Origin of the sequence: Sphingomonas sp. OV641 (assembly GCF_900109205.1) — a bacterium.
Taxonomy (GTDB): Bacteria; Pseudomonadota; Alphaproteobacteria; order Sphingomonadales; family Sphingomonadaceae; genus Sphingomonas.
Genome location: NZ_FNZB01000001.1, coordinates 77513 through 103971 on the forward strand (window position 1 = coordinate 77513; position 26459 = coordinate 103971).

Annotated in this window: 22 protein-coding genes and 1 tRNA gene; 16 read left to right on the forward strand and 7 right to left on the reverse strand. The window is 66.2% G+C overall.

The window, feature by feature from the left end:
• The first annotated feature begins 12 nt into the window (after nt 1–12).
• Genes BMX36_RS00325 through BMX36_RS00335 form a run of 3 tightly spaced genes read left to right on the forward strand, consistent with a single transcriptional unit; the run spans nt 13 to nt 2702 of the window.
• Nucleotides 13–711 (forward strand): cytochrome b/b6 domain-containing protein, encoded by a 699-nt coding sequence (locus BMX36_RS00325; protein ID WP_093063260.1) that lies wholly within the window; start codon nt 13–15, stop codon nt 709–711.
• On the forward strand, nt 708–1454 hold the full coding sequence (locus BMX36_RS00330) for a molybdopterin-dependent oxidoreductase (RefSeq protein WP_093065078.1): 747 nt from the start codon (nt 708–710) through the stop codon (nt 1452–1454). The genes BMX36_RS00325 and BMX36_RS00330 overlap by 4 nt, the downstream gene beginning before the upstream one ends.
• Nucleotides 1455–1472: 18 nt before the next feature.
• Nucleotides 1473–2702, forward strand: coding sequence for an SAM-dependent methyltransferase (locus BMX36_RS00335; RefSeq protein WP_093063261.1), 1230 nt, complete (start codon nt 1473–1475; stop codon nt 2700–2702).
• Nucleotides 2703–3242: 540 nt separating this feature from the next.
• Here the strand turns inward: BMX36_RS00335 and BMX36_RS00340 are convergent.
• Together BMX36_RS00340 and BMX36_RS00345 are read right to left on the reverse strand one after the other, a co-directional pair.
• Complete coding sequence (locus tag BMX36_RS00340; RefSeq protein WP_093063262.1) at nt 3243–4028, reverse strand: SDR family NAD(P)-dependent oxidoreductase; 786 nt, start codon at nt 4026–4028, stop codon at nt 3243–3245.
• Nucleotides 4025–4852, reverse strand: coding sequence for an enoyl-CoA hydratase/isomerase family protein (locus BMX36_RS00345; protein WP_093063263.1), 828 nt, complete (start codon nt 4850–4852; stop codon nt 4025–4027). The genes BMX36_RS00340 and BMX36_RS00345 overlap by 4 nt, the downstream gene beginning before the upstream one ends.
• A gap of 120 nt (nt 4853–4972) precedes the next feature.
• Here BMX36_RS00345 and BMX36_RS00350 point away from each other — a divergent pair, with 120 nt between their 5' ends.
• From BMX36_RS00350 to BMX36_RS00360, 3 genes are all read left to right on the forward strand, one after another.
• Nucleotides 4973–5761, forward strand: a complete 789-nt coding sequence (locus BMX36_RS00350; protein ID WP_066777908.1) for an SDR family NAD(P)-dependent oxidoreductase — start codon at nt 4973–4975, stop codon at nt 5759–5761.
• A gap of 113 nt (nt 5762–5874) precedes the next feature.
• Nucleotides 5875–6972: an acyl-CoA dehydrogenase family protein gene (locus BMX36_RS00355; RefSeq protein WP_093063264.1), complete on the forward strand. Its 1098-nt coding sequence runs from the start codon at nt 5875–5877 to the stop codon at nt 6970–6972.
• A gap of 90 nt (nt 6973–7062) precedes the next feature.
• Nucleotides 7063–8262: an acyl-CoA dehydrogenase family protein gene (locus BMX36_RS00360; RefSeq protein ID WP_093063265.1), complete on the forward strand. Its 1200-nt coding sequence runs from the start codon at nt 7063–7065 to the stop codon at nt 8260–8262.
• A gap of 1101 nt (nt 8263–9363) precedes the next feature.
• Here the strand turns inward: BMX36_RS00360 and BMX36_RS00365 are convergent.
• The 4 genes from BMX36_RS00365 to BMX36_RS00380 form a co-directional block, all read right to left on the reverse strand.
• The gene (locus BMX36_RS00365; protein WP_066777917.1) at nt 9364–9549 is read right to left on the reverse strand and encodes a hypothetical protein; all 186 of its coding nucleotides are present in this window, start codon (nt 9547–9549) and stop codon (nt 9364–9366) included.
• 2 nt (nt 9550–9551) lie between these two features.
• Entirely contained in the window at nt 9552–10688 is a 1137-nt protein-coding gene (gene tgt, locus BMX36_RS00370) for a tRNA guanosine(34) transglycosylase Tgt (protein WP_093063266.1), read from the reverse strand.
• The gene (locus BMX36_RS00375; protein ID WP_256210596.1) at nt 10685–11197 is read right to left on the reverse strand and encodes an EF-hand domain-containing protein; all 513 of its coding nucleotides are present in this window, start codon (nt 11195–11197) and stop codon (nt 10685–10687) included. The genes tgt and BMX36_RS00375 overlap by 4 nt, the downstream gene beginning before the upstream one ends.
• Before the next feature lie 202 nt (nt 11198–11399).
• Nucleotides 11400–11473 (reverse strand) — tRNA-Gln (locus BMX36_RS00380).
• A gap of 181 nt (nt 11474–11654) precedes the next feature.
• Here BMX36_RS00380 and BMX36_RS00385 point away from each other — a divergent pair.
• Nucleotides 11655–12698, forward strand: coding sequence for a Ppx/GppA phosphatase family protein (locus BMX36_RS00385; protein ID WP_093065080.1), 1044 nt, complete (start codon nt 11655–11657; stop codon nt 12696–12698).
• Nucleotides 12695–13363 (forward strand): RlmE family RNA methyltransferase, encoded by a 669-nt coding sequence (locus BMX36_RS00390; protein ID WP_066777921.1) that lies wholly within the window; start codon nt 12695–12697, stop codon nt 13361–13363. The genes BMX36_RS00385 and BMX36_RS00390 overlap by 4 nt, the downstream gene beginning before the upstream one ends.
• Nucleotides 13364–13482: 119 nt before the next feature.
• Here BMX36_RS00390 and rpoZ read toward each other — a convergent pair whose 3' ends face one another.
• The gene (rpoZ, locus tag BMX36_RS00395) at nt 13483–13827 is read right to left on the reverse strand and encodes a DNA-directed RNA polymerase subunit omega (RefSeq protein WP_066777924.1); all 345 of its coding nucleotides are present in this window, start codon (nt 13825–13827) and stop codon (nt 13483–13485) included.
• Nucleotides 13828–13946: 119 nt separating this feature from the next.
• Between rpoZ and BMX36_RS00400 the strand changes: the two genes are divergently transcribed.
• The 8 genes from BMX36_RS00400 to gspG all read left to right on the forward strand — a co-directional run bounded on the left by BMX36_RS00400 (nt 13947) and on the right by gspG (nt 26455).
• Nucleotides 13947–15113: a phospholipase D-like domain-containing protein gene (locus BMX36_RS00400; RefSeq protein ID WP_093063267.1), complete on the forward strand. Its 1167-nt coding sequence runs from the start codon at nt 13947–13949 to the stop codon at nt 15111–15113.
• A gap of 195 nt (nt 15114–15308) precedes the next feature.
• On the forward strand, nt 15309–16943 hold the full coding sequence (locus BMX36_RS00405) for a hypothetical protein (RefSeq protein WP_093063268.1): 1635 nt from the start codon (nt 15309–15311) through the stop codon (nt 16941–16943).
• 93 nt (nt 16944–17036) lie between these two features.
• Nucleotides 17037–19877 carry a TonB-dependent receptor domain-containing protein gene (locus BMX36_RS00410; protein WP_093063269.1) on the forward strand — a complete coding sequence of 947 codons (2841 nt, stop codon included), beginning with the start codon at nt 17037–17039 and terminating at the stop codon, nt 19875–19877.
• A 223-nt stretch (nt 19878–20100) separates the two neighbouring features.
• The gene (locus BMX36_RS00415; protein WP_093063270.1) at nt 20101–20934 is read left to right on the forward strand and encodes a type II secretion system protein N; all 834 of its coding nucleotides are present in this window, start codon (nt 20101–20103) and stop codon (nt 20932–20934) included.
• On the forward strand, nt 20931–23123 hold the full coding sequence (gene gspD, locus BMX36_RS00420; RefSeq protein ID WP_093063271.1) for a type II secretion system secretin GspD: 2193 nt from the start codon (nt 20931–20933) through the stop codon (nt 23121–23123). Before BMX36_RS00415 ends, gspD begins: the two co-directional genes overlap by 4 nt.
• A 128-nt stretch (nt 23124–23251) precedes the next feature.
• A complete protein-coding gene (locus tag BMX36_RS00425; protein WP_305825944.1) occupies nt 23252–24700 on the forward strand; it encodes a GspE/PulE family protein in 1449 nt (482 codons plus the stop codon).
• Between the two features lie 82 nt (nt 24701–24782).
• Nucleotides 24783–26006 (forward strand): type II secretion system inner membrane protein GspF, encoded by a 1224-nt coding sequence (gene gspF / locus BMX36_RS00430; RefSeq protein ID WP_093063273.1) that lies wholly within the window; start codon nt 24783–24785, stop codon nt 26004–26006.
• A gap of 8 nt (nt 26007–26014) precedes the next feature.
• Nucleotides 26015–26455, forward strand: coding sequence for a type II secretion system major pseudopilin GspG (gspG, locus tag BMX36_RS00435; RefSeq protein WP_093065082.1), 441 nt, complete (start codon nt 26015–26017; stop codon nt 26453–26455).
• Nucleotides 26456–26459: the final 4 nt, after the last annotated feature.

A 26459-nucleotide genomic window follows, 5' to 3' on the forward strand; every position in this document is an offset into this window, starting at 1 on the left:
AGCCTGTCTACGATGCCAGCTGTTTTCCGACATCGCTTCACGACCCGCTTGTGGCACTGGATCAACGCGGTCGCGATCATCATCCTGATCGGATCGGGGCTGGGCATCTCCAACGCGCATCCGCGCCTCTATTGGGGCAGTTATGGCGCGAACTTCGATCCGGCCTGGCTGGAGCTGCCGCGCTTTCCGGCGTGGCTGACCATCCCCGCCAGCTACAATCTGGCGATCTCGCGGCGCTGGCACCTGTTCTTCGCGCTGGTGCTCGGCTTCGGGCTGCTGGCGTATATGGTCGTGAGCCTGCTCAACCGGCATTTCGCCCGCGACCTGCGGGTGCGGCGGCGCGAGCTTTCGCGCGTTCATTTGCTGGCGGACCTGCGCGCGCACCTTTCGCTGCGTTTCCACGATCCGGCGCATCCGACCGCGTACAATATCTTTCAGAAGCTGTCCTATGTGGCGGTGATCTTCGTGCTGCTGCCGCTGGTGATCCTGAGCGGGATCGCGCTTTCGCCAGGAATGAATGCGGGCTTTCCGTGGCTGCTCGACCTGTTCGGCGGGCGGCAGTCGGCGCGGTCGATCCATTTTCTGTGCATGGTCGGGCTGGCGCTGTTCACCCTCGTCCACCTGACGCTGGTCATCCTGGCGGGCGCGATCAACGAGACTCGGTCGATGATCACCGGCTGGTGGCGCGTGCCCGAGGAGCCGAAGCCGTGATCCTGGGACGACGCGGCGTGATCGCCGGGGGCGCCGCGACGCTTCTGGCGGGATGCGACAAGGTGATCGAGCACCCCGGCGCGCGGCGCATCCTGTTCATGGGCGAGGACATGCATCGCGGGCTGCAGCGCGCGCTGGTGAACCGCAACGCCCTGGCGCCGGAATATGCGCCCGAGGAGCGATCGCCCTTCTTCCGGCCGAACGGGACGCGCGATCCGGGGACGGCGGACTATGCCGCGCTGCGGACGGGCAGGTTTGCGGACTGGCGGCTTCGGATCGATGGGCTGGTGGCTCGGCCGCTGGCGCTGAGCCTCCGTGACCTTGGCGCCTTTCCGCAGCGCGCGCAGATCACGCGGCACGATTGCGTCGAGGGATGGAGCGCGATTGGCAAGTGGCAGGGGCCGAAGCTGGGCGATGTGCTGAAGGCGGCCGGGGTGCGCGACGCGGCCCGCTACATCGTCTTCACCTGCGCGGACTATTATGGCGGCGCGCCTTATTATGAGTCGGTCGACCTGGTGGACGCCTTTCACCCGCAGACGATCCTTGCCTGGGCGCTGAACGACCGGTTCCTGCCGGTGATGAACGGTGCGCCCTGCCGCCTGCGGGTGGAGCGGCAGCTGGGCTACAAACATGCCAAATATCTGATGCGCGCGACCGCGGTGGCGAGCCTGGCCGGAATCGGCAAGGGACGGGGCGGCTATTGGGAGGACAATGTCGATTACGATTGGTATGCCGGCATCTGATTGTTACGGGTGCGGCCGATGGCATTGATCGACTTGTTTCTCTCCCGCGCGGTCAAGCGGGGCACGCTCACGCTACACCGGCCCAAGGCAGCCACCCGCACCTTCGGCACGCCCGATCCCGCCTTTCCCGATGTGACGATCCGCTTTGCCGACAATGGTGTGGCGCTGGCGATCGCGCGCAACCCGGCGCTTGGCGCGGGCGAATGCTACATGGACGGCCGCCTGATCGTCGAGCAGGGCGACATCCGCGATCTGGTCGAACTGCTGAAGCGGAACGACGCATGGGAGAAGGGGCAGAAGAACCTGCAACCCGGCCTCGCCGCGCGCACGTTCAACGCGGTGAAATATCGCGCCGACCGGATCAACATGGAGCGTCGCTCCAAGCGCAACGTGGCGCATCATTACGACCTGTCGGGGCGGCTGTACGACCTCTTCCTCGATCGCGACAAGCAATATAGCTGCGCCTATTTCACCGATCCGGGCAACAGCCTGGAGCAGGCGCAAGAGGACAAGAAGGCGCATATCGCCGCAAAGCTGGCGCCGAAGCCGGGGATGCGCGTGCTCGACATCGGCTGCGGCTGGGGTGGCATGGCGCTGTACCTCCACAAGCATTTCGACGTCGACGTGCTGGGCGTGACACTATCCGAGGAGCAGCTGAAAGTGGCGCGCGATCGCGCCGCGGAGGCGGGCGTGGCGGACCGGGTGAAGTTCGAGCTGATCGATTACCGCCGGGTCGAGGGAAGTTTCGACCGGATCGTCTCGGTGGGCATGTTCGAGCATGTCGGCCCACCGCAATATCGCACCTTTTTCCGCAAATGCCGTGAGCTGCTGGCCGACGATGGCGTGATGCTGCTGCACACGATCGGGCGGATGGGCGGCCCCGGAATCACCGACGACTGGACCGCGAAATATATCTTCCCCGGCGGCTACAATCCCGCGCTGAGCGAGATCGTGACGGCTTACGAAGGGCTGAAGCTGTTTCCCACCGACATCGAGGTGCTGCGCGTCCATTACGCCTATACGCTCGATCATTGGTACGACCGGACGATGGCGGCGAAGGACGCGATCGTCGCGCTTTACGATGAGCGGTTCTTCCGCATGTGGACCTTCTACCTCGCCGGCGCGGCGGCGGCGTTCCGCAACGGGGGGCTGTGCAATTACCAGGTGCAGCTGACCAAGGGGCGTTATGCCGTGCCGCTGACGCGCGATTATATGATCGAGGGTGAGCGGGCGCTGCGCGAGGGTTGATGCGGTAGGCCGGGATCGTCCTGGCATCCACCGTGCCGCTGGGGCCGCTATTGTTGAGATTGCGGATGGCTGGATGCCGGGACGAGCCCGGCATGACGGTGGCACTTAGCGGATCACCTTTCGATCAATCCTCGTCATCCCGGACTCGATCCGGGATGCATGGTGCCGCGGGCGGTGTGCTTGGAGAAACAAACGGCAGCGTGCGCGGAGGGTTGGATCCCGGCGCGAGGCCGGGATGACGGTAAGGTGTTTGCGTCGCGGCTTCCTGATCAACCGTTGTCATCCCGGACTTGATCCGGGATCCATGTTGCCGCGGGCGGGGTGCTTGGAGGAACAAGCGCCAGCGTACGGGGAGGGTTGGATCCCGGCGCGAGGCCGGGGCGACGGTGCGGTTTGTACGTCGTTGGTTCCTGATCAACCGTTGTCATCCCGGACTTGATCCGGGATCCATGGTGCCGCGAGCGGTGCACTTGGAGGAACAAGCGGCAGCGTGCGCGGAGGGTTGGATCCCGGCGCGGGGCCGGGATGACGGGCGCTGGCTTAGCCGCCTCCGTGCAGGTTGATCTTCTGCCCGTTGGCATATTCACCGTCCGCCGAGACAAAATAGGCGACCGCTGCCGCCACGTCTGCCGGCGTGGAGACGCGGCCGAAGGGCGAGCCGGCGGCGAGATCGTGAATGTCGGCGACGCCGCGGGTCGCCTTTGCCAGCCGTTCACCCATGTCGGTGACGGTAAGGCCCGGGGCGACGATATTGGTGCGGATGTTGTTCGCGCGCTCCTCCTTCGACAGGACCAGCGCGAGCGCCTCCGACGCGGCCTTGCCCATCGAATAAGGTGCGCCGTTCGGGGCATGATAAAGCGTCGCGACGCTGGAGATCATGATGATGTCGCCGCGCCCCTTCTCCTTGGCGCGCTGGCGCATCGAGGGGAGGACGAGCTTCGACATATAGTGCGGCGCGAAGCAGTGGGTGCGCATGACCCGCTCGAACTCGACCGGATCGGTGTCCGCGACGCTCTGGCCACGGCTGGCGATACCGGCGTTGTTGACGAGGATGTCGATGCCGCCGAAATCGGCGACGACCGCATCGACCAGCTTCTCGCAATCCTCGAAGCGGTCGACCGAGGCGGCATAGGCCTTCGCGCGGCGACCGAGCCCTTCGATCTCGCGCACGACTTCCTCGGCGGCGTCGGCGTCACGGCGGTAGTTGACCGCCACGTCCGCGCCGTCGCGCGCGAGGCGAAGCGCGATCTCGCGGCCGATGCCGCGGCCGCCGCCGGTTACCAGTGCAACGCGCCCCTCAAGTCCCCTCTCGCTCTTGGCACTCATGCAGCCTGCTCCTTGCTCTTCTTGCTGTAATCCGGGCGGCGCTTCTCGAAGAACGCCTTGATGCCCTCGCCGAAATCCGGGGCGGTGGCGCACAGGATCTGGTTGCGATCCTCCATTGCCACGGCCGCCTCGAGGCTCGGCGCGTCGATCGACATGCGCAGGCATTCCTTGGTGAGCCGAAGGCCCATCGGCGACGTGGTGAGCATCTGCTCGATCAGCGGCGCGGCGGCTTCCTCCATCTGATCGTCGGGCACGACGCGGCTGACGAGGCCGGTGGAGAGCGCACGGTCGGCGGTGATGAAATTGCCGGTCAGCATGAACTCCGCCGCCACGCTGGCGCCGACGAGGCGGGGCAGGAAGTAGCTGACGCCGATGTCGCACGCGGAAAGCCCGATGCGGATGAAGGCAGCGTTCATGCGGACCGATTCGCCAGCGATGCGGATGTCCGAGGCCAGCGCCATGGCAAAGCCGCCGCCGCATGCCGGGCCATGGACCAGGCTGATGATCGGCTGAGGGCAATAGCGCATCTTCATCACGATCTCTGCGATCGAGCGCTGGTGGGCGAGCCGGTCGATCGTGTCGAATTCGGAGCGGCCGCCCTCCTGCAGATCGAGCCCAGCGCAATAGGCGCGGCCAGCGCCCTTCAGCACCACGACCCGGCAGTCGCGATCCTTGTGCAGCGCGCCGAAATAATGGTTCAGCTCCTCGACGTGCCGGTCGTTCAGCGCGTTCAGGACGTGCGGGCGGTTCATCGTCACCCAGTCGACTTCGCCCCGGCGCTCGACCGAGATCATCTCATATTCCACGGTGCCTCTCCCACTCATGCTTGTTGTGCACACGCCTGTTGGCGGATGTCTGTTGACGAGGCACTCTACATAACTAAAGTTATCCTGCAATCGCGGAAGGCCGACGGGGTCGCCGCCAAAGGGTGAGGGGAGAGGGGCGTGAAGCTCGGACCGGATATTGCTGCCGTTATTACCGGAGGTGCCTCAGGGCTGGGGCTGGCCACCGCCAAGGCGCTGCGCGCGCATGGCGTGAAGGTCGCGTTGTTCGACAAGAATGCCGAGATCGGCCCCGGGGTCGCCGAGGAGATCGGCGCGGTGTTCTGCGAGGTCGACGTGATGGACCAGGCGTCGGTCGATGCGGGCTTCGCCAAGGCGCGCGCCGCCAACGGGCAGGAGCGCGCGCTGGTGAACTGTGCCGGCGGCGGCTTCGGCGGGCCGAACAAGACGGTGGCGCGATCCAAGGAAGACGGATCGATCGTTCCGTATCCGATCGAGAATTTCCAGAAGACGCTCGAGCTGAACCTTGTTGGCTCATTCCGCTGCATCGTGGGGTCCGTCGCGGGCATGATGACGCTGGACCCGACTGAGGACGGCGACCGCGGAGCGATCGTCAACACCGCCAGCGTCGCGGGCGAGGAAGGGCAGATGGGGCAGGTCGCCTATGCGTCCGCCAAGGCGGGCGTGATCGGCATGACGCTGAACGTCGCGCGCGACCTGTCGAGCGAGGGCGTGCGCTGCAACACGATCCTGCCAGGCATCTTCGACACGCCGCTGCTGGCGCGCGCGAAACCGCAGGTGAAGGCCGCGCTGTCCGCCATGGTGCCGTTCCCCAAGCGGCTCGGCGCGGCGGAGGAATATGCCGCACTGGCGGTGGAAATGCTGCGCAACGGCTATTTCAACGGCGAGGACGTGCGGCTGGACGGCGCGATCCGGATGCAGCCGCGGTGAACACTTCTCCCTCTCCCCTCTGGGGAGAGGGTCGGGGAGAGGGGCAGGGACGAGCGGCTCATGACAGCCCCTCTCCCCAACCCTCTCCCCTGAAGGGGAGAGGGAGATTTTAGATGAACTTCGATTATTCCGACGACCAGAAGATGCTGAAGGAAGAGGCGCGCAAGTTCCTCTCCGCCAAATGCGACGCCAAGGTGGTGCGCGGCGTGCTCGACAATGACGATCGCGCATATGACGAGGCGTTGTGGAAGGGCGTGGCCGAACAGGGCTGGCTGGGCGCCGCGATCCCCGAGGAATTCGGCGGACTTGGTCTGGGCCATGTCGAGCTGTGCGCGCTGGCGGAGGAATTGGGCCGCGCCTGCGCGCCGATCCCCTTCGCCTCGACCGTGTATTTCGTCGCCGAGGCGCTGATGAAATTCGGCTCGCAGGAGCAGAAGGCCAAGTGGCTGCCCAAGATCGCTGCGGGCGAAGTGATCGGCGCCTTTGCCACCAGCGAGGGCAAGGGACCGGTGGCGGCGCGCTCGATCGGGACGACCGTGTCGAGCGGCAAGCTTTCGGGCGAGAAGATCCCGGTAACGGACGGCGACGTTGCCGACCTTATCGTCGTGCTGGCCAAGGACGGGCTGTACCTGGTCGAAAAGGGCGAGGGCGTTTCGGCCGAGGTGCTGACGACGCTGGATCCGACGCGATCGGCGGCGAAGCTGACCTTCACCAACGCGCCGGCCGAGAAGCTGGGCAGTGAGGACGGTATCGCCGCGATGCAGGCGGTGTTCGACCGGGCAGCGGTGCTGCTGGCGTTCGAACAGGTCGGCGGCGCGGACAAGAGCCTGGAGATGGCCAAGGCCTATGCCTTTGAGCGGCAGGCGTTCGGCCGCGCCATCGCGGGCTATCAGGCAATCAAGCACAAGCTGGCCGACATGTATGTGAAGAACGAGATCGCCCGGTCCAACGCTTATTTCGGCGCCTGGGCGCTCAACACCGATGCGGGCGAGCTGCCGCTGGCGGCGGCCACCGCGCGCGTTGCGGCGAGCGAGGCGTTCTGGTTCGCGTCCAAGGAAAACATCCAGACGCACGGCGGCATCGGCTTCACCTGGGAAGCGGACCCGCAGCTCTACTACCGCCGCTCGCGGCAGCTTTCGCTGGTGGCGGGTGCGCCCGCGACGTGGCGCGAGCGGCTGGTGAGCCAGCTCGAGATGAAGAACGCGGCCTAATTACCACCGTTCGTACTGAGCTTGTCGAAGTACGTGCCCGGAACACGCCCTTCCACAAGCTCAGGGCGAACGGGTTGAGGAGCAGGAACAATGGACTTCAACGATTCCCCCGAAGAAGCCGAATATCGCGCCACGGCGCGCGCCTGGCTTGAGAAGAATTCCGCCGAGCACAAGGCGATGAACCACGCGGATGACATGGCCGCCGGCAAGGCGTGGCAGAAGCGCAAGGCCGAGGCCGGCTATGCGCAGATCACCTGGCCCAAGGAATGGGGGGGGGCCGGCGGCACGCCGATACAGTCGGTGATCTTCGGCCAGGAAGAGGCCAAGTTCCCGGTGCAATATGGCTATTTCACCATTGGTCTTGGCATGTGCGTGCCGACGGTGATGGCCTTTGCGAACGACGAGACGAAGAAGCGCTTCGTCGGTCCCGCGCTGCGCGGCGAGGAGATCTGGTCGCAGCTGTTCTCCGAACCCGCCGGCGGCTCGGACGTGGCGGCGATCCGCACCCGCGCGGTGCGTGACGGCGACGATTGGGTGGTGAACGGCCAGAAGGTGTGGACCTCGGGCGCGCATTATTCCGACTATGGCATTGTGCTGGTGCGGACGAACCCGGACGTGCCCAAGCACAAGGGCCTGACAATGTTCTGGCTCGACCTGAAATCGCCGGGCGTCGAGATCCGGCCGATCCACCAGATGTCGGGCGGCTCGAACTTCAACGAAGTCTATTTCACCGACGTGCGCATCCCGGATTCGCAGCGGCTCGGCGCGGTGGACGATGGCTGGAAGGTCGCGCTGGTCACATTGATGAACGAGCGTCTCGCGGTTGGCGGGGCGAGCGGCGCCAGCCCCAAGGAGATCCTTGCGCTGGCCAAGGACCTGGACGCGGCGGACGGTCCGCTGGTGAAGGACAGCGCGTTTCGCCAGCGGCTCGCCGACTGGTACGTCCAGTCCGAGGGGCTCAAGAACACCCGTATGCGCACCATGACGGCGCTGAGCCGCGGGCAGACGCCGGGGCCGGAAAGCTCGATCGGCAAGATCATCGCGGCGAACGTGCTGCAGGATTTGGGTAATGCTGCGATCGAGGCGGAGGATCAATATGGGATTATCAACGATCCGGCGTTGCTGCCGCTGAAGGGGCTGTTCCAGGCGTCGGTGATGAGCGCGCCGGGGCTGCGCATCGCCGGCGGCACGGACGAAATCCTGAAGAACATCATCGCCGAGCGCGTGCTTGGCCTACCGGGCGAGATCCGGACGGACAAGGATGCGGCGTTCAAGGACCTGGCCGGCTGAGCCATCGGGTTCGCTGGCGCGCAACCGCCGGCGCGTGGCGGCGGGGAGCATAGGCGTCGACGCTGCGGCGTGATTGCAGCGGTCCGCGTCTATGGATCCCCGCAGACGCGGGGATGTCGGTTGTTTCGGGCTGGTTTTCGCGCGTGTCATCCCGGATTTGATTCGGGGTGCATGGCGCGGCGCGCGTTGTGGCTGGTAAGTGGGCGCAGCGCGTGCGGCGCGTTGGATCCCCGCGTGCGCGGCGATGACGGGTTTGGTTGAGCGGCTTTCTGCCTTGCCCCAGGTCATCCCGGACCTGATCCGGGATCCATGGTGCCCGGGTGCGTTGTGACTGATTAGTGGACGCAGCGCATGCGGCGCGTTGGATCCCCGCGTGCGCGGGGATGACGGGTTTTGGTTGAGCGGCTTTCTGCCTTGCCCCAGGTCATCCCGGACTTGATCCGGGATCCATGGTGCCGCGCGCGTTGTGACTGATTAGTGGGCGCAGCGCATGCGGCGCGTTGGATCCCCGCGTGCGCGGGGATGACGGGTTTTGGTTGAGCGGCTTTCTGCCCGGCCCAAGTCATCCCGGACCTGATCCGGGATCCATGGCGCGGCGCGCGTTGTGACTGATTAGTGGACGCAGCGCGTGCGGCGCGTTGGATCCCCGCGTGCGCGGGGATGACGGGTTTTGGTTGAGCGGCTTTCTGCCTTGCCCCAGGTCATCCCGGACTTGATCCGGGATCCATGGTGCCGCGCGCGTTGTGACTGATTAGTGGGCGCAGCGCATGCGGCGCGTTGGATCCCCGCGTGCGCGGGGATGACGGGTTTGGTTGAGCGGCTTTCTGCCTTGCCCCAGGTCGTCCCAGACTTGATCCGGGATCCATGGTGCCCGGGCGTTACGGCTGGTGAGGGAGCGCAGCGCCTGCTGCACGTTGGATCCCCGCGTGCGCGGGGATGACTGGGGTTGGGGAGGGCTTTTGCCCCGCGTTCCTGGGACTTTGTCCGGAATCCATGCCGGTGTTTGCTGAACTGCTTAGCTGTTCCGGCACGCTTGGCTTGGTGGATGCCGGGGCCAGCCCGGCTAGACCTTCAGGCGCGGGGCGCGAGTGCCCCGACCCTTCAATCCTTCTTGCGGGTGAACAGTACCGCGGCAGCGACGGCGGCGGAGCCGATGCCTACGCCAAGGCCGATCTTGCCGAGATCCCAGCCACGCTTCTGGCGTGCCTTTTCAGCGCCTTTGGCAGCGTTTTCGTGCTGCTTGGCGGCGGCTGCTGCGGCGAGGATCTCATTGGGTTCGTCGGACACGCTTACTCTCCTTTGCCGCGCTGGTACCGTGCCCGGAACGCATCGGCAAAGGCTTTGAGCCGTCCGTCGGCGATCGCCGCGCGCAGATCCGCCATCAGCGTCTCATAGAAAAAGATGTTGTGCTCGGTCATCAGCATGGCGCCCAAGATCTCGCCCGCGCGCACCAGATGGTGGAGATAGGCGCGGCTCCATGTCGAGCAGGTGGGGCAGGCGCATTCGGGATCGAGCGGCCCCTGATCCTCGTTGAAGCGCGCGTTGCGGATGTTGATCGGGCCCGAACGGGTGAAGGCCTGCCCGGTGCGGCCCGAACGCGTGGGAAGCACGCAATCGAACATGTCGACGCCGCGCTCCACCGCGCCGACGATATCGTCGGGCTTGCCCACGCCCATCAGATAGCGCGGGCGATCGGCCGGAAGCTGGCCGGGCGCGAAGTCAAGGCAGGCGAACATCGCCTCCTGACCCTCGCCCACCGCCAGACCGCCAATGGCATAGCCGTCGAAGCCGATATCGATCAGCGCATCGGCGCTGGACTTGCGCAATCCCTGGTCCAGTGCGCCCTGCTGGATGCCGAAGATGGCGTTCTGCGCGGCATGATCGCCGCCGCCGTCGAAAGCGTCGCGGCTGCGGCGGGCCCAGCGCATGGAGCGTTCCATCGCCGCGGCCTGCACCTCGCGCGTGGAGGTGGTCGGCACCAGTTCGTCAAAGGCCATGACGATGTTGGAGCCGAGCAGCCGCTGAATCTCAATCGACCGTTCCGGGCTGAGCAGGTGTCGCGTGCCGTCGAGGTGCGATTTGAAGGTGATGCCTTCCTCGGACCGCTTGGTCAGTTCGGACAGGCTCATCACCTGATAGCCGCCCGAATCGGTCAGGATCGGCTTGTCCCAACCCATGAAGCGGTGAAGTCCGCCAAGCCGGGCCACACGCTCCGCGCCGGGGCGGAGCATGAGGTGATAGGTGTTGCCAAGGATGATGTCCGCGCCGGCGGCCTCGACATCGGCCGGCTTCATCGCTTTGACGGTCGCTGCCGTGCCGACCGGCATGAAGGCGGGGGTGCGGATCGTGCCGCGGTGCATGGCGATGCTGCCGGTGCGGGCGACGCCGTCCGTCGCGGCAATGGTGAAGGCGAAACGGTCAGTCATCGGCGGGGTGGCTTCCGCTTCTTTCCATCATTGGGGGAGTGTTCATCGCCGAACACGCGCGCGCGAATCGTCAGGAGCTCCGCGCGGGTAAGGACGCCGTCGCGATCGCGATCATAGCGCGTGAAATATTCGGAGAAGCGGGTCTGAAGCTCCCGCAAAGCAACGCGATTGTCGCCGTCACGGTCGACTTCGAAGGGGCTGGGAAGGGCGTTGCGATCGCCCAGGAACCGTTCGGCCCAATCGGCGAAGTCGATATAGCCGAGCGTTCCGGCCTTGGCCCTGTCGATCGCGGCAAAGGAGGCGGCGAGGCCGTCCTCCATCTCTTCGCGGGTCACGCGGGCGTCCGCATCCGCATCGAACGTGGCGACCAGCATGGCGGCCGGTTCGTACGCCATGGTCGCCGGCGGCTGCGCCGCGCCGGGCTGCGGGCCGGTCACCACGATCGGGCCGGCCTGGAGGAGGAGGGAGAGGATCAGCATGTCACGCAGGTACCAGGAAAGCCCCGCCATCGCGGGTGAAGGGGCGGTGCGTCAATGGCGTGTCGCGATTTTGCGGTTCCGGCGAAGGCGCTTGTGGCGCGCGGCTGGCCGGAAAGTCGCCTCTCCTGGTCAGCATTAGCGATCCATCGGGCACGTCGGCGTAAAAGCCTGACGCGAGGTCAGCCGGCTATCGAGGGACCGCGTGACTGGATCTGGATGAAGCTGGTGGTGCTGGATGCCCGACAAGGATTCGAACCTTGATTGACGGAGTCAGAGTCCGCTCTCTTACCATTAGAGGATCGGGCAGCAGCCGCGTCGCAGCGGTGAAGCGGCGACAGGTCGGCGGCTCTAGTCTGGCAGATTGAACAGGTCAAGCACCTGTTTGCGCACGCGGGTTGCAGTGGGTTGCGGTGCGCGCTAGCTTCCCTGCCAAGCACCGAGCGGGGTTCATCCCGTGACGGAAGAAAAGAAGAAAGAACGACGGCACGTGGCGCATCATCACGCCGACCTGCCGTACCGGCGCGATCGCCGCGCCCGTCCGGCAAGCGAGGGCTCGCAAAACGCCCCCTTTCGCCAGCATTACGCGCGTCATTATGCCGCGCTGGATCTCGGCACCAACAATTGCAGGCTGCTTATCGCGCGTCCGCAAGGCGACGGATTTGCCGTGGTGGACGCCTTTTCCCGCATCGTCCGGCTGGGCGAGGGGCTGGCGACCAGCGGCAAATTGTCCGACGCGGCGGTCGAGCGGACGATCGCAGCGCTGCGGATCTGTGCCGACAAGCTGAAGCGTCGCAACGTGACACTGGCGCGATCGGTCGCTACCGAAGCGTGCCGCCGCGCGACCAATGGCGCGGCTTTCATCGAACGCGCCTATCGGGAGACGGGCATCCACCTCGACGTCATCTCGGCGGAAGAAGAGGCGCGGCTGGCCGTGCTGGGTTGCCATGTGCTGCTGGAGCCGGGCAATGCGCCGGCGCTTGTCTTCGACATCGGTGGCGGTTCGACGGAGCTGGTGCTGATCGATACTGCGTCAACCGTGCCCACCGTCATTGACTGGCATTCGGCGCCCTGGGGAGTTGTTTCATTGACCGAAAGCGCCGGTGGCGGAGACGGGCCGGATGGCCTTGCCGCAGCCTATGAGCGGATGCGCAATCTGGTGCGCGACAGCTTTGCGCCATTCGCGGCGCGATTGCCGCGGGTCGACGGCCCGCGCCGGCTGCTGGGTACGTCGGGCACCGTGACGACGCTGGCGAGCGTTCACCTGGGGCTGGATCGATATGACCGCACGCAGGTGGATGGCCTGATCGCCCCGGCCGATTCGATGCGCGCGATCAGCCAGCGGCTGGCGCATCTGTCGATCGGGGAGCGTGCCAAGCTGCCGTGCATCGGCCGCGAGCGCGCCGATCTGGTGGTGGCAGGCTGCGCGATCCTGGAGACAATCCTTGATCTGTGGCCGGCCGAACGGCTGGGGATCGCCGACCGCGGCATCCGCGAGGGTATCCTGCGTCGCCTGATGGCGAGTGCGGCATGAGGGGCGGGGGTGGCCTGCGTACGCGGGTGAAAACCGCGCGCGGCCGGACGGCGCAATCGACGCGCTGGCTGGAGCGGCAGCTGAACGATCCTTATGTGAAGCGCGCCAAGGCGGAGGGCTATCGCAGTCGCGCGGCCTATAAGCTGATCGAGCTGGACGAGCGCTTCAGCTTCCTGCGCGGCGCGAAGCGGATCGTGGACTTGGGCATGGCACCGGGCGGCTGGAGCCAGGTGGTGCGGCGCAAGGTGCCCGGCAGCGCGGTGGTCGGCATCGACCTGTTGCCGGTGGATCCGCTGGACGGCGTGACGATCCTTCAGATGGACTTCATGGCCGATGAAGCGCCCGAGCGGTTGATCGAGGAACTGGGCGGCGCGCCCGATATCGTCCTGTCCGACATGGCGGCGAATACGGTGGGCCATCCGCAGACCGATGCCTTGCGCACCATGGGGTTGGTGGAGGCGGCGAGCGATTTCGCCATATCCGTGCTGCGGCCGGGCGGCACCTTTGTGGCAAAGGTCTTCGCGGGCGGCGCGGATTCGACGCTGGTCGCGCTGCTCAAGCGAAACTTCAACACGGTCAAACACGCCAAGCCGCCGTCGAGCCGCAAGGGATCGGTGGAATGGTTCGTCGTGGCGCAGGGCTTCAAGGGGCGGCCCGAGGAATAAGCAGCCGTGCGTCGACCGTTATTTGGTGACGCACAAACGAAAGGCCGCAGCGGTGGCGCTGCGGCCTTTCGTTTGTTGCGGGCCGGATCGGCAAGGCGCCCGGTGACCGAGCGCCGCAATCAGCCGTCGTAATCGGCGCCGAGGTTCTGGTTGCGCGGCGGGGCAGCGGCGGTGAGGCGAAGCGCCTCCGCCGATGCGGCGAGCGAACCGACAGCATCTGCCTCTTCCTCGTCGTCGATCTGAACGCGCTGCAGGCTCTGCACCACGCCTTCCTTCAGATCTGCCGGCTTGATCGTCTGCTCGGCAATCTCACGCAGCGCGACAACCGGGTTCTTGTCGCGATCGCGATCAATCGTCAGTTCGGCGCCACCTGACACCTGCCGCGCGCGCTGCGCTGCGAGCAGAACCAGATCGAACCGGTTGGGGATCTTGTCGACGCAATCCTCGACCGTGACGCGCGCCATAGACGCTTCCTTCGCTAAACTACTGCTGGATGAAGGCAGGCGATCTAGGCGCAAGCCTCCGCCAAGTCAAGAAATCCGCATCCTTGCCGCGGTGCGTCGTCCGGTCCAAGTCGCGCGGGATGAACAGCGCCTCTTCCTTCACCGTCGCCGGCAACCGGCTGACCCTGCTGATCGAAGGTCCGGAGCGGCTTGATGCACTGATTGGCCTCATCGAGGGTGCGCGGCGCTCGCTGCGGATGCTTTATTATATCTATGCCGACGATCACGCGGGCGAGCGGGTCAACCATGCCCTGATCGCCGCCGCCGGGCGCGGGGTCGAGGTGTCGCTGATCGTGGATGGGTTCGGCAGCGATGATGCGGCGGACCGGCGCTTCTTCGACCCGTTGGAAGCGGCCGGGGTGTCCGTATGCCGGTTCGCGCCGCGCCTGGGCCGGCGATACCTGTTGCGCAACCATCAGAAGCTCGCCCTTGCCGACGCAGAGGAGGAGGCGCCCCGGATCATCATTGGCGGCTTCAACATCGAGGACGATTATTTCGGGACCGCCGGCGATCAGGCATGGCGCGACCTGGGGCTACTGGTCGAGGGTCAGGCCGCGGCGCGGATCGCCGGCTATTTCGATGCACTGAATAGCTGGGTGCGGACGCCCAAGGGCAAGCTTCGCCACCTCAATCGCGCCTTGTCACAATGGAGCGAGCAGGAGGGGGACGTGCGCTGGCTGATCGGGGGGCCGACACGCCGGCTTTCCCCCTGGGCGCGGGCGGTGCGCGCTGACATGCGACGCGCCGAGCGGATCGACCTGATCGCGGGCTATTTCACCCCCAGCCCGACGATGCTGCGCCGAATCGATCGGGCCGGGCGAAAGGGCAGGGCCGTGCGCGTGGTGACGGCGCGCAAATCGGACAATAACGCCACGATCGCGGCAGCGCGCTTCACCTATCGCGGGTTGCTGAAGCGGGGGATCAGGGTGTTCGAGTACCTGCCGACCAAGCTTCACACCAAATTATATGCGGTGGACAGCGCGGTGCACATCGGCAGCGCCAACTTCGACATGCGCAGCCTGTTCATCAACCTGGAGCTCATGCTGCGGATCGAAGACGACGCCTTCGCCGACCATGTCCGCACCTATATCGACGGCGAGATCGCGCAGTCCGAGGAGATCACCATGGACCAGTATCTCGCCGCCACCGGGCTGTGGCAGCGGGCAAAGCAGTTTGTCGCCTATCTGCTGGTCGGGGTGGCGGACCCGGTGGTTTCCCGGACGCTGAACTTCGGCATCGACGATTGAAGCGGCAGCAACGCGGCGCGATCGCCTGACGGAAGCGATTGTCACGTTACCGCAACATCTCCGTCACTTCAGAGTCTCTGAACATCCATTTGGCTGTCATCTCCCGCGCCTAGCGGCTCTTTCCGAGGGGGACGGGCGATTGGCCCGCTCGCCCGCGGTCCTGGGGAGGACCGATCAGTTCAACGGGAGTGAGACATGCCCAGCTTCAGCCGCCACCAGTTTCTTGTGGGCACCGCCTGCCTTCTGCTTGCCGGATGCGGCGCGGACGATGTCGCATCGCCGGGTGCAGGCAACATCGACGTGATCGTCAATCCGACGCCGACCCCGTCGCCGTCGCCGACCACGCCGACGCCGTCGCCGATCACGGCAGCGGAATTCGCCCTCGCCACCACGCAGAGCGGCGTCACCATCACCGCTGACGAGCAGTTCGCGCTGGTCAACGCCGGCTCCAACAACAATGTGAGCGGCGCTGCGGGCCTGAACGGCATCTATCCGGTCAGCACGACCTCGCTCGCCACGCCGACCAATGCCTCGACGCTGGGCAGCTTCTTCACGGCGACCAACTTCGTCGGCGCGGTGAACGGCCCGAACGACACGGCATTCCAGGGCTGGACCTGTAATTCCTCCTCCGCGAACTTCGGTGGCAGCACCGCAGCCTGCACCGCGGTGCCGAGCGTCGGCACGCCGGCGGCGGGCGTCGCCTGCCCGACCGGCACGACCGACGACGGCACGGTGGCGGGCTTCCGCGCCTGCCGCCTTCCGACGGTGATCAGCGCCAGCATGACGCTGCCGAAGATCGCGGGCGTGTTCTATCGCTTCCGCGGCCAGACCGAAGTGGGCACGGACGTGGGCTCGCAGGGCGCCGACTCGGGCGTCACGCTGACCATCGAGCCGGGCGTTGTGCTCGCCGCCGATACCAGCGAGGCATCGAACGACCTCCTGCTCGTGAACCGCGGCAGCCGCATCAATGCGGTGGGCACCGCAGCGGCGCCGATCATCTTCACCTCGCAGCAGAACCTGACCAACAACGGCGTGTCCGATTCGACGCAGGGTCAGTGGGGCGGCCTCATCCTGCTCGGCCGTGCGCCGACCGCGGTCTGCGCGGCAGGCACCGGCGGCAACAACCAGGGCGGCACCACCGGCAATGACGCCAACGGCACCAGCACGACGTGCCAGGCGCCGATCGAGGGCGTTCCCGGCCGCTTCTATGGCGGCACCAGCCAGGCCGACAATTCCGGCACGCTTCAGTATGTGCAGATCCGCTACACCGGCATCGCGATCAGCGAAGGCAACGAGCTGCAGGGCCTGACCCTCGGCGGTACCGGCAGCGGCACCACGATCGACCACGTCCAGAGCCACAATTCGGCCGACGACGGTGTCGAGATCTTCGGTGGCACCACCAACCTGAAGTATTTCGTGGTGACCGGCTCGGACGACGACGCGTTCGACGTCGACAACGGCTGGCGCGGCTTCATGCAGTTCATCATCGCCGCGCAGAAGGCCGGCGGCGCGACGGCTGACTCGTTCGCCACCGAGATCGACTCGAACGGCGCCGAGGATCTGCTGCCGCGGACCTATGGCCGCTACGCCAACTTCACCTTCATCCAGACGGCACCGTCGGCACCCGCCGCGATCCGCCTGCGTGGCGGTGCGGACTTCGCCTTCGTGAACGGCGTGGTGAAGACCGGTACGGGCCAGGCCTGCGTCAACCTGATCGCCGGCGCCGGTTCGGGTGATACCCGCACCACCATCCGCCCGGCGGATGCGGCCCTGCAGGATGTCGGCCCGCCGACCTTCAACTCGGTCTACTTCCAGTGCCAGGGCCGCTGATCCCCGGCCCACAATCGTGACCGTAGCGGGCCCCTGCGCGCACCATGCGCCGCGGCGGGCCCGCTCCTTGCAAAATCACCGGAAGACCTGATCATGCGCCAGCGCGCCCTTTATGCCTCCCTGCTCCTCGTGACGACGACGCTCGTCACCCCAGCCGCGCTGGCGCAGGTCGCGCCTTCGGGCGGGGCGCCGGCAACCGCCGGGCCGAGCACCGCCACCATCGCACCCGCCGAAGAGGCCACGAGCACCGACCAGGGCACGACCGCGCAGCCGGCCGATCCCCAGGCCGCCGGGGTGCCGGGGCAGCAGGAGCAGGAAGCGGAAGTTTCCGCGCCGGGCGTGGATGCCGCGGCGGGCGGCGACATCGTGGTGGTCGGCCGCAACATTCCCAACTCCGTGCGGTCCACCGCGCAGGTGATCAGCGTCCTTTCCACCGCGGACATCGCACGAACCGGTGAGGGCGACATCGCCGGTGCACTGACCCGCGTGACCGGCCTGTCGGTCGTCGGCAACGGCTATGTCTTCGTGCGCGGCCTTGGCGACCGTTACTCCTCCGCGCTGCTCAACGGTTCGCCGCTGCCGAGCCCGGAGCCGCTGCGCCGGACGGTGCCGCTGGACATCTTTCCCACCACCATCGTCGGTTCGGCGCTGGTCCAGAAGACCTATTCGGTCAATTACCCCGGCGAGTTCGGTGGCGGTGTCATCAACCTGACCACCAAGGCCATCCCGGACGAGAATTTCGTCACGTTCGGCGGCTCGCTAGGCGTCGATACCCAGACCACGGGCAAGCTCGGCAACACCTATTACGGCTCCAAGACCGACTGGCTCGGCTATGATTCGGGCGAGCGCGACGTGCCCGACTTCCTGCGCAATGCGCCGACCGGCTCGGGCGTGATCCCCACGGCGCAGGTGGCGCAGCTGTCCAACGCGCGCACCACGCTGCTCCAGCGCAACAACGACATTCCGCCGAACTGGTCGGCCGATCTGAACCTTGGTTTGGTGGGCGAGCTGGGTGCGGGCCGGATCGGCATGATCGCCACCGGCAGCGTGTCGAACACCTGGCGCACGCGCGCCACGACGCAGCAGGACACGATCAGCAACGACGGAACGCTGCGCAACGATTTCGATACGTTGATCACCGACAATCGCGCGGTGGTGAACGGGCTGCTCGGGTTCGGATATGAGTTCGACGAGAACCGCATCCGCTGGACCAACGTCTATATCCACGACACCCTGAAGCAGGGGCGCGCCTCCGCCGCGACGGTGTACAACAACTCGTCGGGCAACCCGATCTTCCAGCAGAACACCAATTGGTTCGAGCGGCAGCTGATCGAAACGCAGCTGGTGGGCGAGTTCAAGCCGATCGACGATCTGTCGATCGACGTGCGCGGTGCCTATGCCAACTCCAAGCGCAACTCGCCCTACGAGCGCCAGTTCGTTTATACCTGCAACACTGGCCTGAACGTCCAGGTGACGGAGCCGGTGAACGGCAGTGGGGTGAGCTGCCCGGGCGTGTGGCAGGCCACCAACGCCTTTGATCGCTTCGCGACGGTCGTGTTCAGCGAACTGAACGAGGATCTGTATTCCGGCCAGGCGGATGTCGCCTACAAGCTGCCGGGCGACCGGCCCTTCACGCTGTCTGCCGGCTATTACTACTCGCAGAACGAACGCTCGTCGCTGCGCCTGCCGTTCACCTATCAAACGGCGACCGGCGGGGCGATCCCGTTCCCGTGCAACCTCTTCCGCCCGGACTATCTGCTGTCACCTGACGTGCTGAACGGCTGCCCCGTGGCGACGACCGGCACGCCTGCCGACAATTCTGTGCAGCTGCGCTTCGACTCCGGCCTGAACGGCTCCTACGCTTATGACGCGAGCCTCAAGATCCATGCCGGCTACGTCCAGGCCGAAGCGGAGGCGATCGACGGCATCCGTGCGATCATCGGTGTCCGCTACGAGACGGCCAAGCAGGAGGTGACGCCGATCGGCGCGCTCTCCACCCGGCTGGACAATGATTATTTCCTGCCGGCGGCAACGCTGACCTGGAATTTCGCCTCCGACATGCAGCTTCGCCTGGCGGCGGCGAAGACCATCGCGCGCCCGCAGTTCCGCGAATTGGCACCGCAGGCGTTCCGCGATTTCGAATCGGATCGCCTGTTCTTCGGTAACCCCAACCTGCGCGACTCGAAGCTCTACAATCTCGAAGCGCGGTACGAGTGGTTCTTCGATCGCGATCAGCGCCTGACCGCGGCCGGCTTCTACAAGCGGATCGACAATCCGATCGAGCAGGTCGGCTTCTATCCGACGCCTGACGCGCGCCTGCAGACCGGCTTCACCTATCTGCCCCGCGCGACCCTGTGGGGCGGCGAGGTCGAGGTGCAGAAGTACATCCCGCTCGACTTCATTTCGGACGGCATGGCCGGCAAGCGGGCGGTGATCATCGCCAACTACACCTACACCCAGTCCAAGATCACCGCGGACGAACAGTGCGTTCCAAGCGTGCTGGGCATCACGCTGGGCGGCTGCGGCGACGGTTTCGCACCGGCTAACCTCCAGTTCCGCGACGGCGCGCCGCTGACCGGCCAGTCGGATCACCTCGTGAACCTCCAGCTTGGCTATGAGGATCGCGACAATGACCTGCAGGCGACGCTGCTGTTCAACTATGCCAGCGAGCGAGTGACCAATCGTGGCCCGTCGCTGCTGTCCGGTGTCGGGTTCCAGCCCGACATCATCGAGCGGCCGGGCATCCGCCTGGACTTCGTGGTGCGCCAGACGGTTGATTTCCTCGGCACCCGGCTCGAGCTGAAGGGCGAGGCGCGCAACCTGACGGGCACGCGCTATCAGGAAAGCCAGACCTTCGATGATGGCCAGCGCGTCTTCATCAACCGCTATGAGCAGGGTCGGATGATCACGCTGGGCGCCAGCGTCACCTTCTGACCTGCCGGCAATCGGGTCGCGATCGCGCCGGTCCGTGCCAGCATCGCGACCAATATCGCCCCGGATCCGCCCAAGCGGTCCGGGGCGAACTTGTGTCCGGACGAAGCGGCGGGCAGGGGCGCGCGTGAGGCATGGCCGGCGGGCGCGCGACATATTACACTGATGTGCAATGTCGCTGTAACATCGCGGACATAGCGGCGGCTGCGCGGGGATTGGCAGATACATGCGATTGAACTTCGACGCCCGCGCGAAGGCGATCCTGCGGCGGGTGCCCGTCGTGAACGTCTATTCGCTGGCGGAACTGGTCTTGCTCGGCGCGCTGGCGATCCAGTGCGCGCGGCTGGTGTGGACGGTGGTGACGCCGGTATCGCCACTTGGTGAGTGGCGACCGGCGGGCGTCGTGCTGCCGGCTGCGCCTGGCGAGGTGTTGCGCGGCTTCGATCCGTTCTTCCGGATCAGCGGCGCCGCGACGCAGAGCGGCGCCGGAGTCGTGACCTCGCTGCAACTCACCCTCTTTGGAACGCGGATCGACGAAGCGACCGGCCGCGGCTCGGCAATCCTTGCGGGCCCCGACAATGTGCAGCAGAGCGTGGCAGTGGGCGAGGAGATCATGCCCGGCGTCGTGCTCCGGCAAGTCGCCTTCGACCATGTCACCATCGAGCGAAGCGGCGCGCGCGAGGATCTTTTCCTCGACCAATCGGCGGGTGCCGCCACGCCAACCCCCGTGCCCGGCGAGGCCGATCAGCCCGCAGCGCCACCACCACCCAGTGCAGGAATAACAGTGCAGCAGTTTCAGCGTGAAATCGGCTTCGTGCCGCGGGTGGAAGGGGGACGGATCAGCGGACTCGTCGTGCGGCCAGTGGGCCCCGGCGCCGCGTTCCGTGCGGCGGGCCTGAAGGAAGGCGACATCGTCACGGAGATCGGCGGGCGTGCCGTTCAGGGCCCAGGCGACATAGAGCGGCTGGCCACGCAATATGCTGATGGCGGCGCGATCGCGATCACGGTGGAACGGGGCGGCCAGACGCTGCCGCTCAGCGTGCAGGTGAGCGCACAATGAAGCGCTGGATGCTCGCGCCGGCGCTGGCGCTCGTCCTTGCCGCTCAGGCGCATGCGCAAACGACGCTGAACGTGCGCGACGCCGATATCCGCGCCTTTATCGCCGATGCGGCAAAGGTGACTGGGCGGACCTTCATCATCGACAGCCGGGTGCAGGGAAAGGTGACGGTGGTCACTGACCGGCCGCTCAGCCGGTCCGAATATTTCGAGGTGTTCCTCTCCACCTTGCGGGCCAACGGGCTTGTCACCGTGCCGACGGCGAATGGCGCGCTGCGCGTCCAGCCGATCGAGAATGCCGCCTCGCAGCCGGGCCGGATCGGCTCCAGCGGCGCGGCACGTAACCAGTTCGTGACGGAGATCGTGCGGCTGCGGGCGATCGACGCGCAGTCGGCGGTCGATACGGTGCGCCCGCTTGTTTCCGCGCAGGGCTCCGTCAGCGCCAATCGCGCGGGCAGTTCGATCGTGATCGCCGATTTCGCCGACAATGTGCGCCGGGTGCGCGAGGTGCTGCGGCGGATCGACACGGACAATAATTCGACGCGAGTGATCGCGCTGAAGAACGCCGGCGCGCGCGACATCGCGACCGCGCTGCAGGGGCTGCTGGGAACGCCAGCGCAGGGGCAGACCGCCAGCGCCAGCGTGGTGCCGGTGGAAGGCGCGAACTCGATTGCCCTGCGCGGCGATCCATCCACGGTCGCACGGCTGGCACAGGTGGCGCTTGATCTCGATCAGAAGGCCAAGAGCGGCACAGAAATCCGCGTGGTCTTCCTGGAACATGCCGATGCCGCGCAGCTGCTGCCGGTTCTCCAGCAGCTTGTCGGGCAGACGCCCGATTCAGTGCCACAGAACCAGCTCAGCCAATCGAACTTCGGCGCCTCCACCAGCAGCAACGGCACGAGCGGTCAGCCCAGCGTCAGCACCGGCAGCCAGACGCAAAGCCAGAGCGCGCCCGGCGGCGGATCCAGCGGGCAGGCGGCGGTGCAGGCGCAGGGCGGCCGGGCGCCCGCCGTCGTCACGCGCTTCGTCGGCGCGAATGCAATCGTGATCGCCGCCCCGGCCGACATCCAGCGCCAGCTTGCCGAAGTGGTGCGTCAGCTCGACACGCGGCGCGAACAGGTGCTGGTGGAGGCGATCGTCGCCGAGGTATCCGACGTGACGGCGAGCCGGCTGGGATTCCAGTTCCTGCTCGGCAGCCTGTCGGGCGGTGCTTTTGGCGCAACGAGCTTTTCCAATTCGGCGCCCAATCTGCTGACCATCGCCGGCGCGATCGGCGCGCGCGAGATCGGTGGCACGACCACGACGGTGGTGGGCGCCGATGGCACGCGGACGACGACCAGCACCGGCAATACCGCCAGCGACGCACTGGCCCAGCAGGCGATCAATTCCATCCTGGGCGCAGGCGGCGGCTTTGCCGGGTTTGGCGGCAATATCGGCGGAGACACGATCTTCGGCACGATCATCAATGCCGTGAAGAGCGACACGACGTCGAACCTGCTGCAGGCACCGAGCCTCATCACGCTCGACAATCAGGAAGCGCGCATCCTGGTGGGCCAGGAAATCCCGATCACCACCGGCCAGGCGCTGAGCCAGAACTTCGACAATGCGTTTCGCACAGTGCAGCGCGAGAATGTCGGCATCCAGCTGGAGGTGCGGCCGCAGGTCAATTCCTCAGGCTCGATCAAGCTGTTCCTGCACCAGCAGGTGAGCTCGATCGCCGGGCCGGTCAGCGACGACAATTCGGATCTGATCCTGAACAAGCGCGAGGTGGAAACCACGCTGACCGTCGATGACGGGCAGATCGCGATCATCGGCGGGCTTTTGAGCGATGACGAGCGGCGCACACTGGAAAAGCTGCCCCTGCTGGGCGACATACCGGTGATCGGCAACCTGTTCCGCTCCAAGGCGCGGCAGCGATCGAAGACGAACCTCATGGTGTTCATCCGACCAACAATCCTGCGTTCCTCCGACGACAATCGCCGGGTGACGGAGCAGCGTTATGGCTATCTGCGGCTTCAGCAAGGCCAGCATGATCCGGCGCGCGAGCCGTCGATCGACGAACTGGTGCGCGATTACATGGGGGCCGCGGCGCCTATCCCCTCAGCACCGGTGCCAGGCAATATCGAGGATCCGCGAGTGAACGTGCCGGTGCAGCGCAATTCCACCGTGACCATCAAGCGACGGGACAAGTGATCAGGACCAGCCGAGACTTGTCGTCGCCTGCGCCGCTGCCGGCGACGTTGGCAGCGGAGGGCGCGATCATCCCGGCAGAGGGCGCGGGCGGCCCGTCGCCGATCAGCGGCCTGGAGAATGAGCCCGCGCTGGTCGCCTTGCCTTATGCCTTCGCGCGCAGGTTCGGCGTGACGCTGTCTGGCGAGGCGGTGGCGTTGCGGGAAGGCGCGGATCCCAAAGCGTTGATCGAAGTGCGCCGGGTGCTTGGGCGTCCGTTCGACGTGACGGTGCTGGAGCCGGCGGCGTTCGATCGGCTGCTTGGTGACAATTACGCGATGGATGGCCAGGCGACGGCGCTCGCGGCCGTAGGCATGGGCGATGAGCTGGACCTGCTGGCGGACGGCATTCCCACGGCTGAAGACCTGCTGGATACGGCGGACGATGCGCCTGCCATCCGGCTGATCAATGGCGTGATCGCCGACGCCGCCCGCAACGGCGTGTCCGACATTCACATCGAGCCCTATGAGACCGGCCTGGTCGTGCGGATGCGCGTGGATGGCGTGCTGCGCGAAACGCTGCGCATGCCGCCGCATGTCGCGCCGGTCGTGGTGAGCCGCATTAAGGTGATGGCGCGGCTGGATATTGCCGAGCGCCGGGTGCCGCAGGACGGGCGTATGGGCCTGACGCTGGGCGGCAAGCTGCTGGACGTGCGCGTCTCCACGCTACCGAGCCGCGCCGGCGAGCGTGTCGTGCTGCGTATTCTGGACAAGGACAATGCCGGGATCGACCTCGATGCACTCGGCATGTCCCGGCCGATGCACGCGATGCTGGAAGCGGCCGTCAACGAGCCCAATGGCATCGTGCTGGTCACCGGGCCGACCGGCAGCGGCAAGACCACGACGCTATATGCCGCACTACGCCTGTTGAACGACGGCAGCCGCAACATCCTGACGGTCGAAGACCCGGTCGAATATGCGGTGGAAGGGGTCGGCCAGACTCAGGTGAACGCCAAGGTGGGGCTGACCTTTGCCGCGGGCCTGCGGGCGATCCTGCGACAGGATCCCGACGTCGTGATGGTCGGCGAGATCCGCGACCGGGAAACAGCGGAGATCGCGGTGCAGGCGTCACTGACGGGCCACCTGGTGCTCTCCACGGTGCACACCAACGACGCGATCGGCGCCATTACGCGCATGCGCGACATGAAGGTGGAGCCTTTTCTGCTGGCCTCCACGCTGCGCGCGGTCATCGCGCAGCGGCTGGTGCGGCGGCTGTGCCCGGCGTGCCGGCGGCCGCTGCCGGCCGGGGAGACGGTGGCGCCGCTGCTGGGCATCGCACGCGACGCGACGGTGTTTGAACCCGCTGGTTGTGCCGAGTGCAACCACAGCGGCTTCAAGGGACGCGTCGGCGTGTTCGAGGCGGTGCGGATCGACGAAACGGTGCGGCGGATGATCAATGATGGCGCTGACGAAGCGTCCATATCGGCCCATGCCTTTGCCCGTTCCGAGACGCTGAGCGCGGCGGCCCGGCGGATGGTGGAAGAAGGCGTCACGACTCCCGAGGAAGCCGTCCGCGTGTCGCGGCGCGAAGACAATGATTGATCGTTTACAGGTTCTTGTGCCCGCATCTTGCTGCATCGTGACAGCTTCGGGCGCGATGCACGGCGATCGGGAGTGAGGCGCAGTGCCTGACTTCGACTATCTGGCGATCGACACGCGGGGGCAGGAGACGCGCGGGCATGTTGCCGCGGCCGACGCGGAGGCGGCGCGCGCCGTGCTGGACCGACGGCGACTCTACGTGGTGCGGATCGAGCCCGGCAGCGCACCGGCAGCGCGGGGGCGCCCTTTGTTCGGCCTGCAGGTCGGCCGCCCGAAGATGTCGGGCAAGCAGCTTACCCTGTTCACCCGCCAGCTCGCCACGCTTTCGCGCGTGTCGCCGCTGGAGGAATCGCTGCGCACCATCACGCGCCAGACCGAGCACGAAAAGGTGCGCACCGTCGTTCAGACCGTTCACGCAGGCGTGGTGGAAGGGCGTCGGCTGGCCGATGCGATGGGGCGGGAGCCGAAGAGCTTTCCGCCTTTGTATCGCGCGATGGTGGCCGCCGGCGAAAGCTCCGGCACGCTGCCCGCGATCCTGGAGCGGCTTTCCGCCCTGCTGGAACGACAGGCAGAAATACGTGGCAAGCTGCTGACAGCACTTGCTTATCCATCGATCCTCGCCTGTGTCGCCATGGGCGTGGTGGCGGCGCTGATGATCTTTGTTGTTCCGCAGGTGGTGGAGCAGTTCGATACCGTCGGACAGGAGCTGCCGGTGCTGACCCGCATCGTGATCGGTATCTCCGACGTGCTGGTCGGATGGTGGTGGCTGATGCTGCTGGTGATGGCGCTGATGATCGGCGGGTTCGTGGTCGCGCTTCGGCAACCGCCGGTTCGCCTGGCATTCGACACCTGGCTGCTGCGTATTCCGCTGCTGGGGCGGTTGCTGCGTGACCTTCATGCAGCGCGCATGGCGCGCACGCTGGCGACCATGGTGGCCAGCCGCCTGCCACTGCTGGAGGGACTGGCGCTGACTGCGGGCACGATCCACAACCGCCGGCTGAAGCTCGCGTCGGACCAGATCACGGAGGCGATCCGTGGCGGTGGCAGCCTTTCATCGGCGATGCGGCGGGCGGCGGTGTTCCCCCCCTTGCTCACCTATCTCGCGGCATCCGGCGAAGCGGCCGGGCGGCTGGACGAGATGCTGGAGCGTGCCGCCGATTACCTGGAGCGCGAATTCGACCGCTTCACGGCCACCGCCATGTCGCTGCTGGAGCCGGCCATCATCGTGGTGATGGGCGGCATCGTGGCGACGATCGTGCTATCTATCCTGCTTCCCATCCTGCAGCTGAACACGCTTGCCGGGCAATGAGAGACATCATGCGTAAAGAATTGAAAAAGCGTAGCAAGAGGAACGGCTTCACGCTGGTCGAGCTGATGGTGGTGATCGTCATCATCGGTCTGCTCGCCACCATCGTGGCGCTGAACGTCATCCCGTCGGGCGACACGGCGAAGGTGCAGAAGGCGAAGGCCGATATTGCCACGATCGAGCAGGCGCTCGAAATGTATCGTCTGCAGCAGAACAGCTATCCGACAACCGCGCAGGGGCTGGAGGCACTGGTGACCGCGCCCGCCGGTCTCTCCAATCCCGCGGCCTATCAGGCGGGCGGCTATATCAAGCGGCTGCCGGACGATCCCTGGGGCCGAGCCTATCTTTATGCTTCGCCGGGCAAGCACGGTGCTGCGGACATCTGGAGCAATGGTGCGGACGGCCAGGAAGGTGGCGAGGGCATCAACGCCGACATCGGTTCCTGGCAGTAAGGAC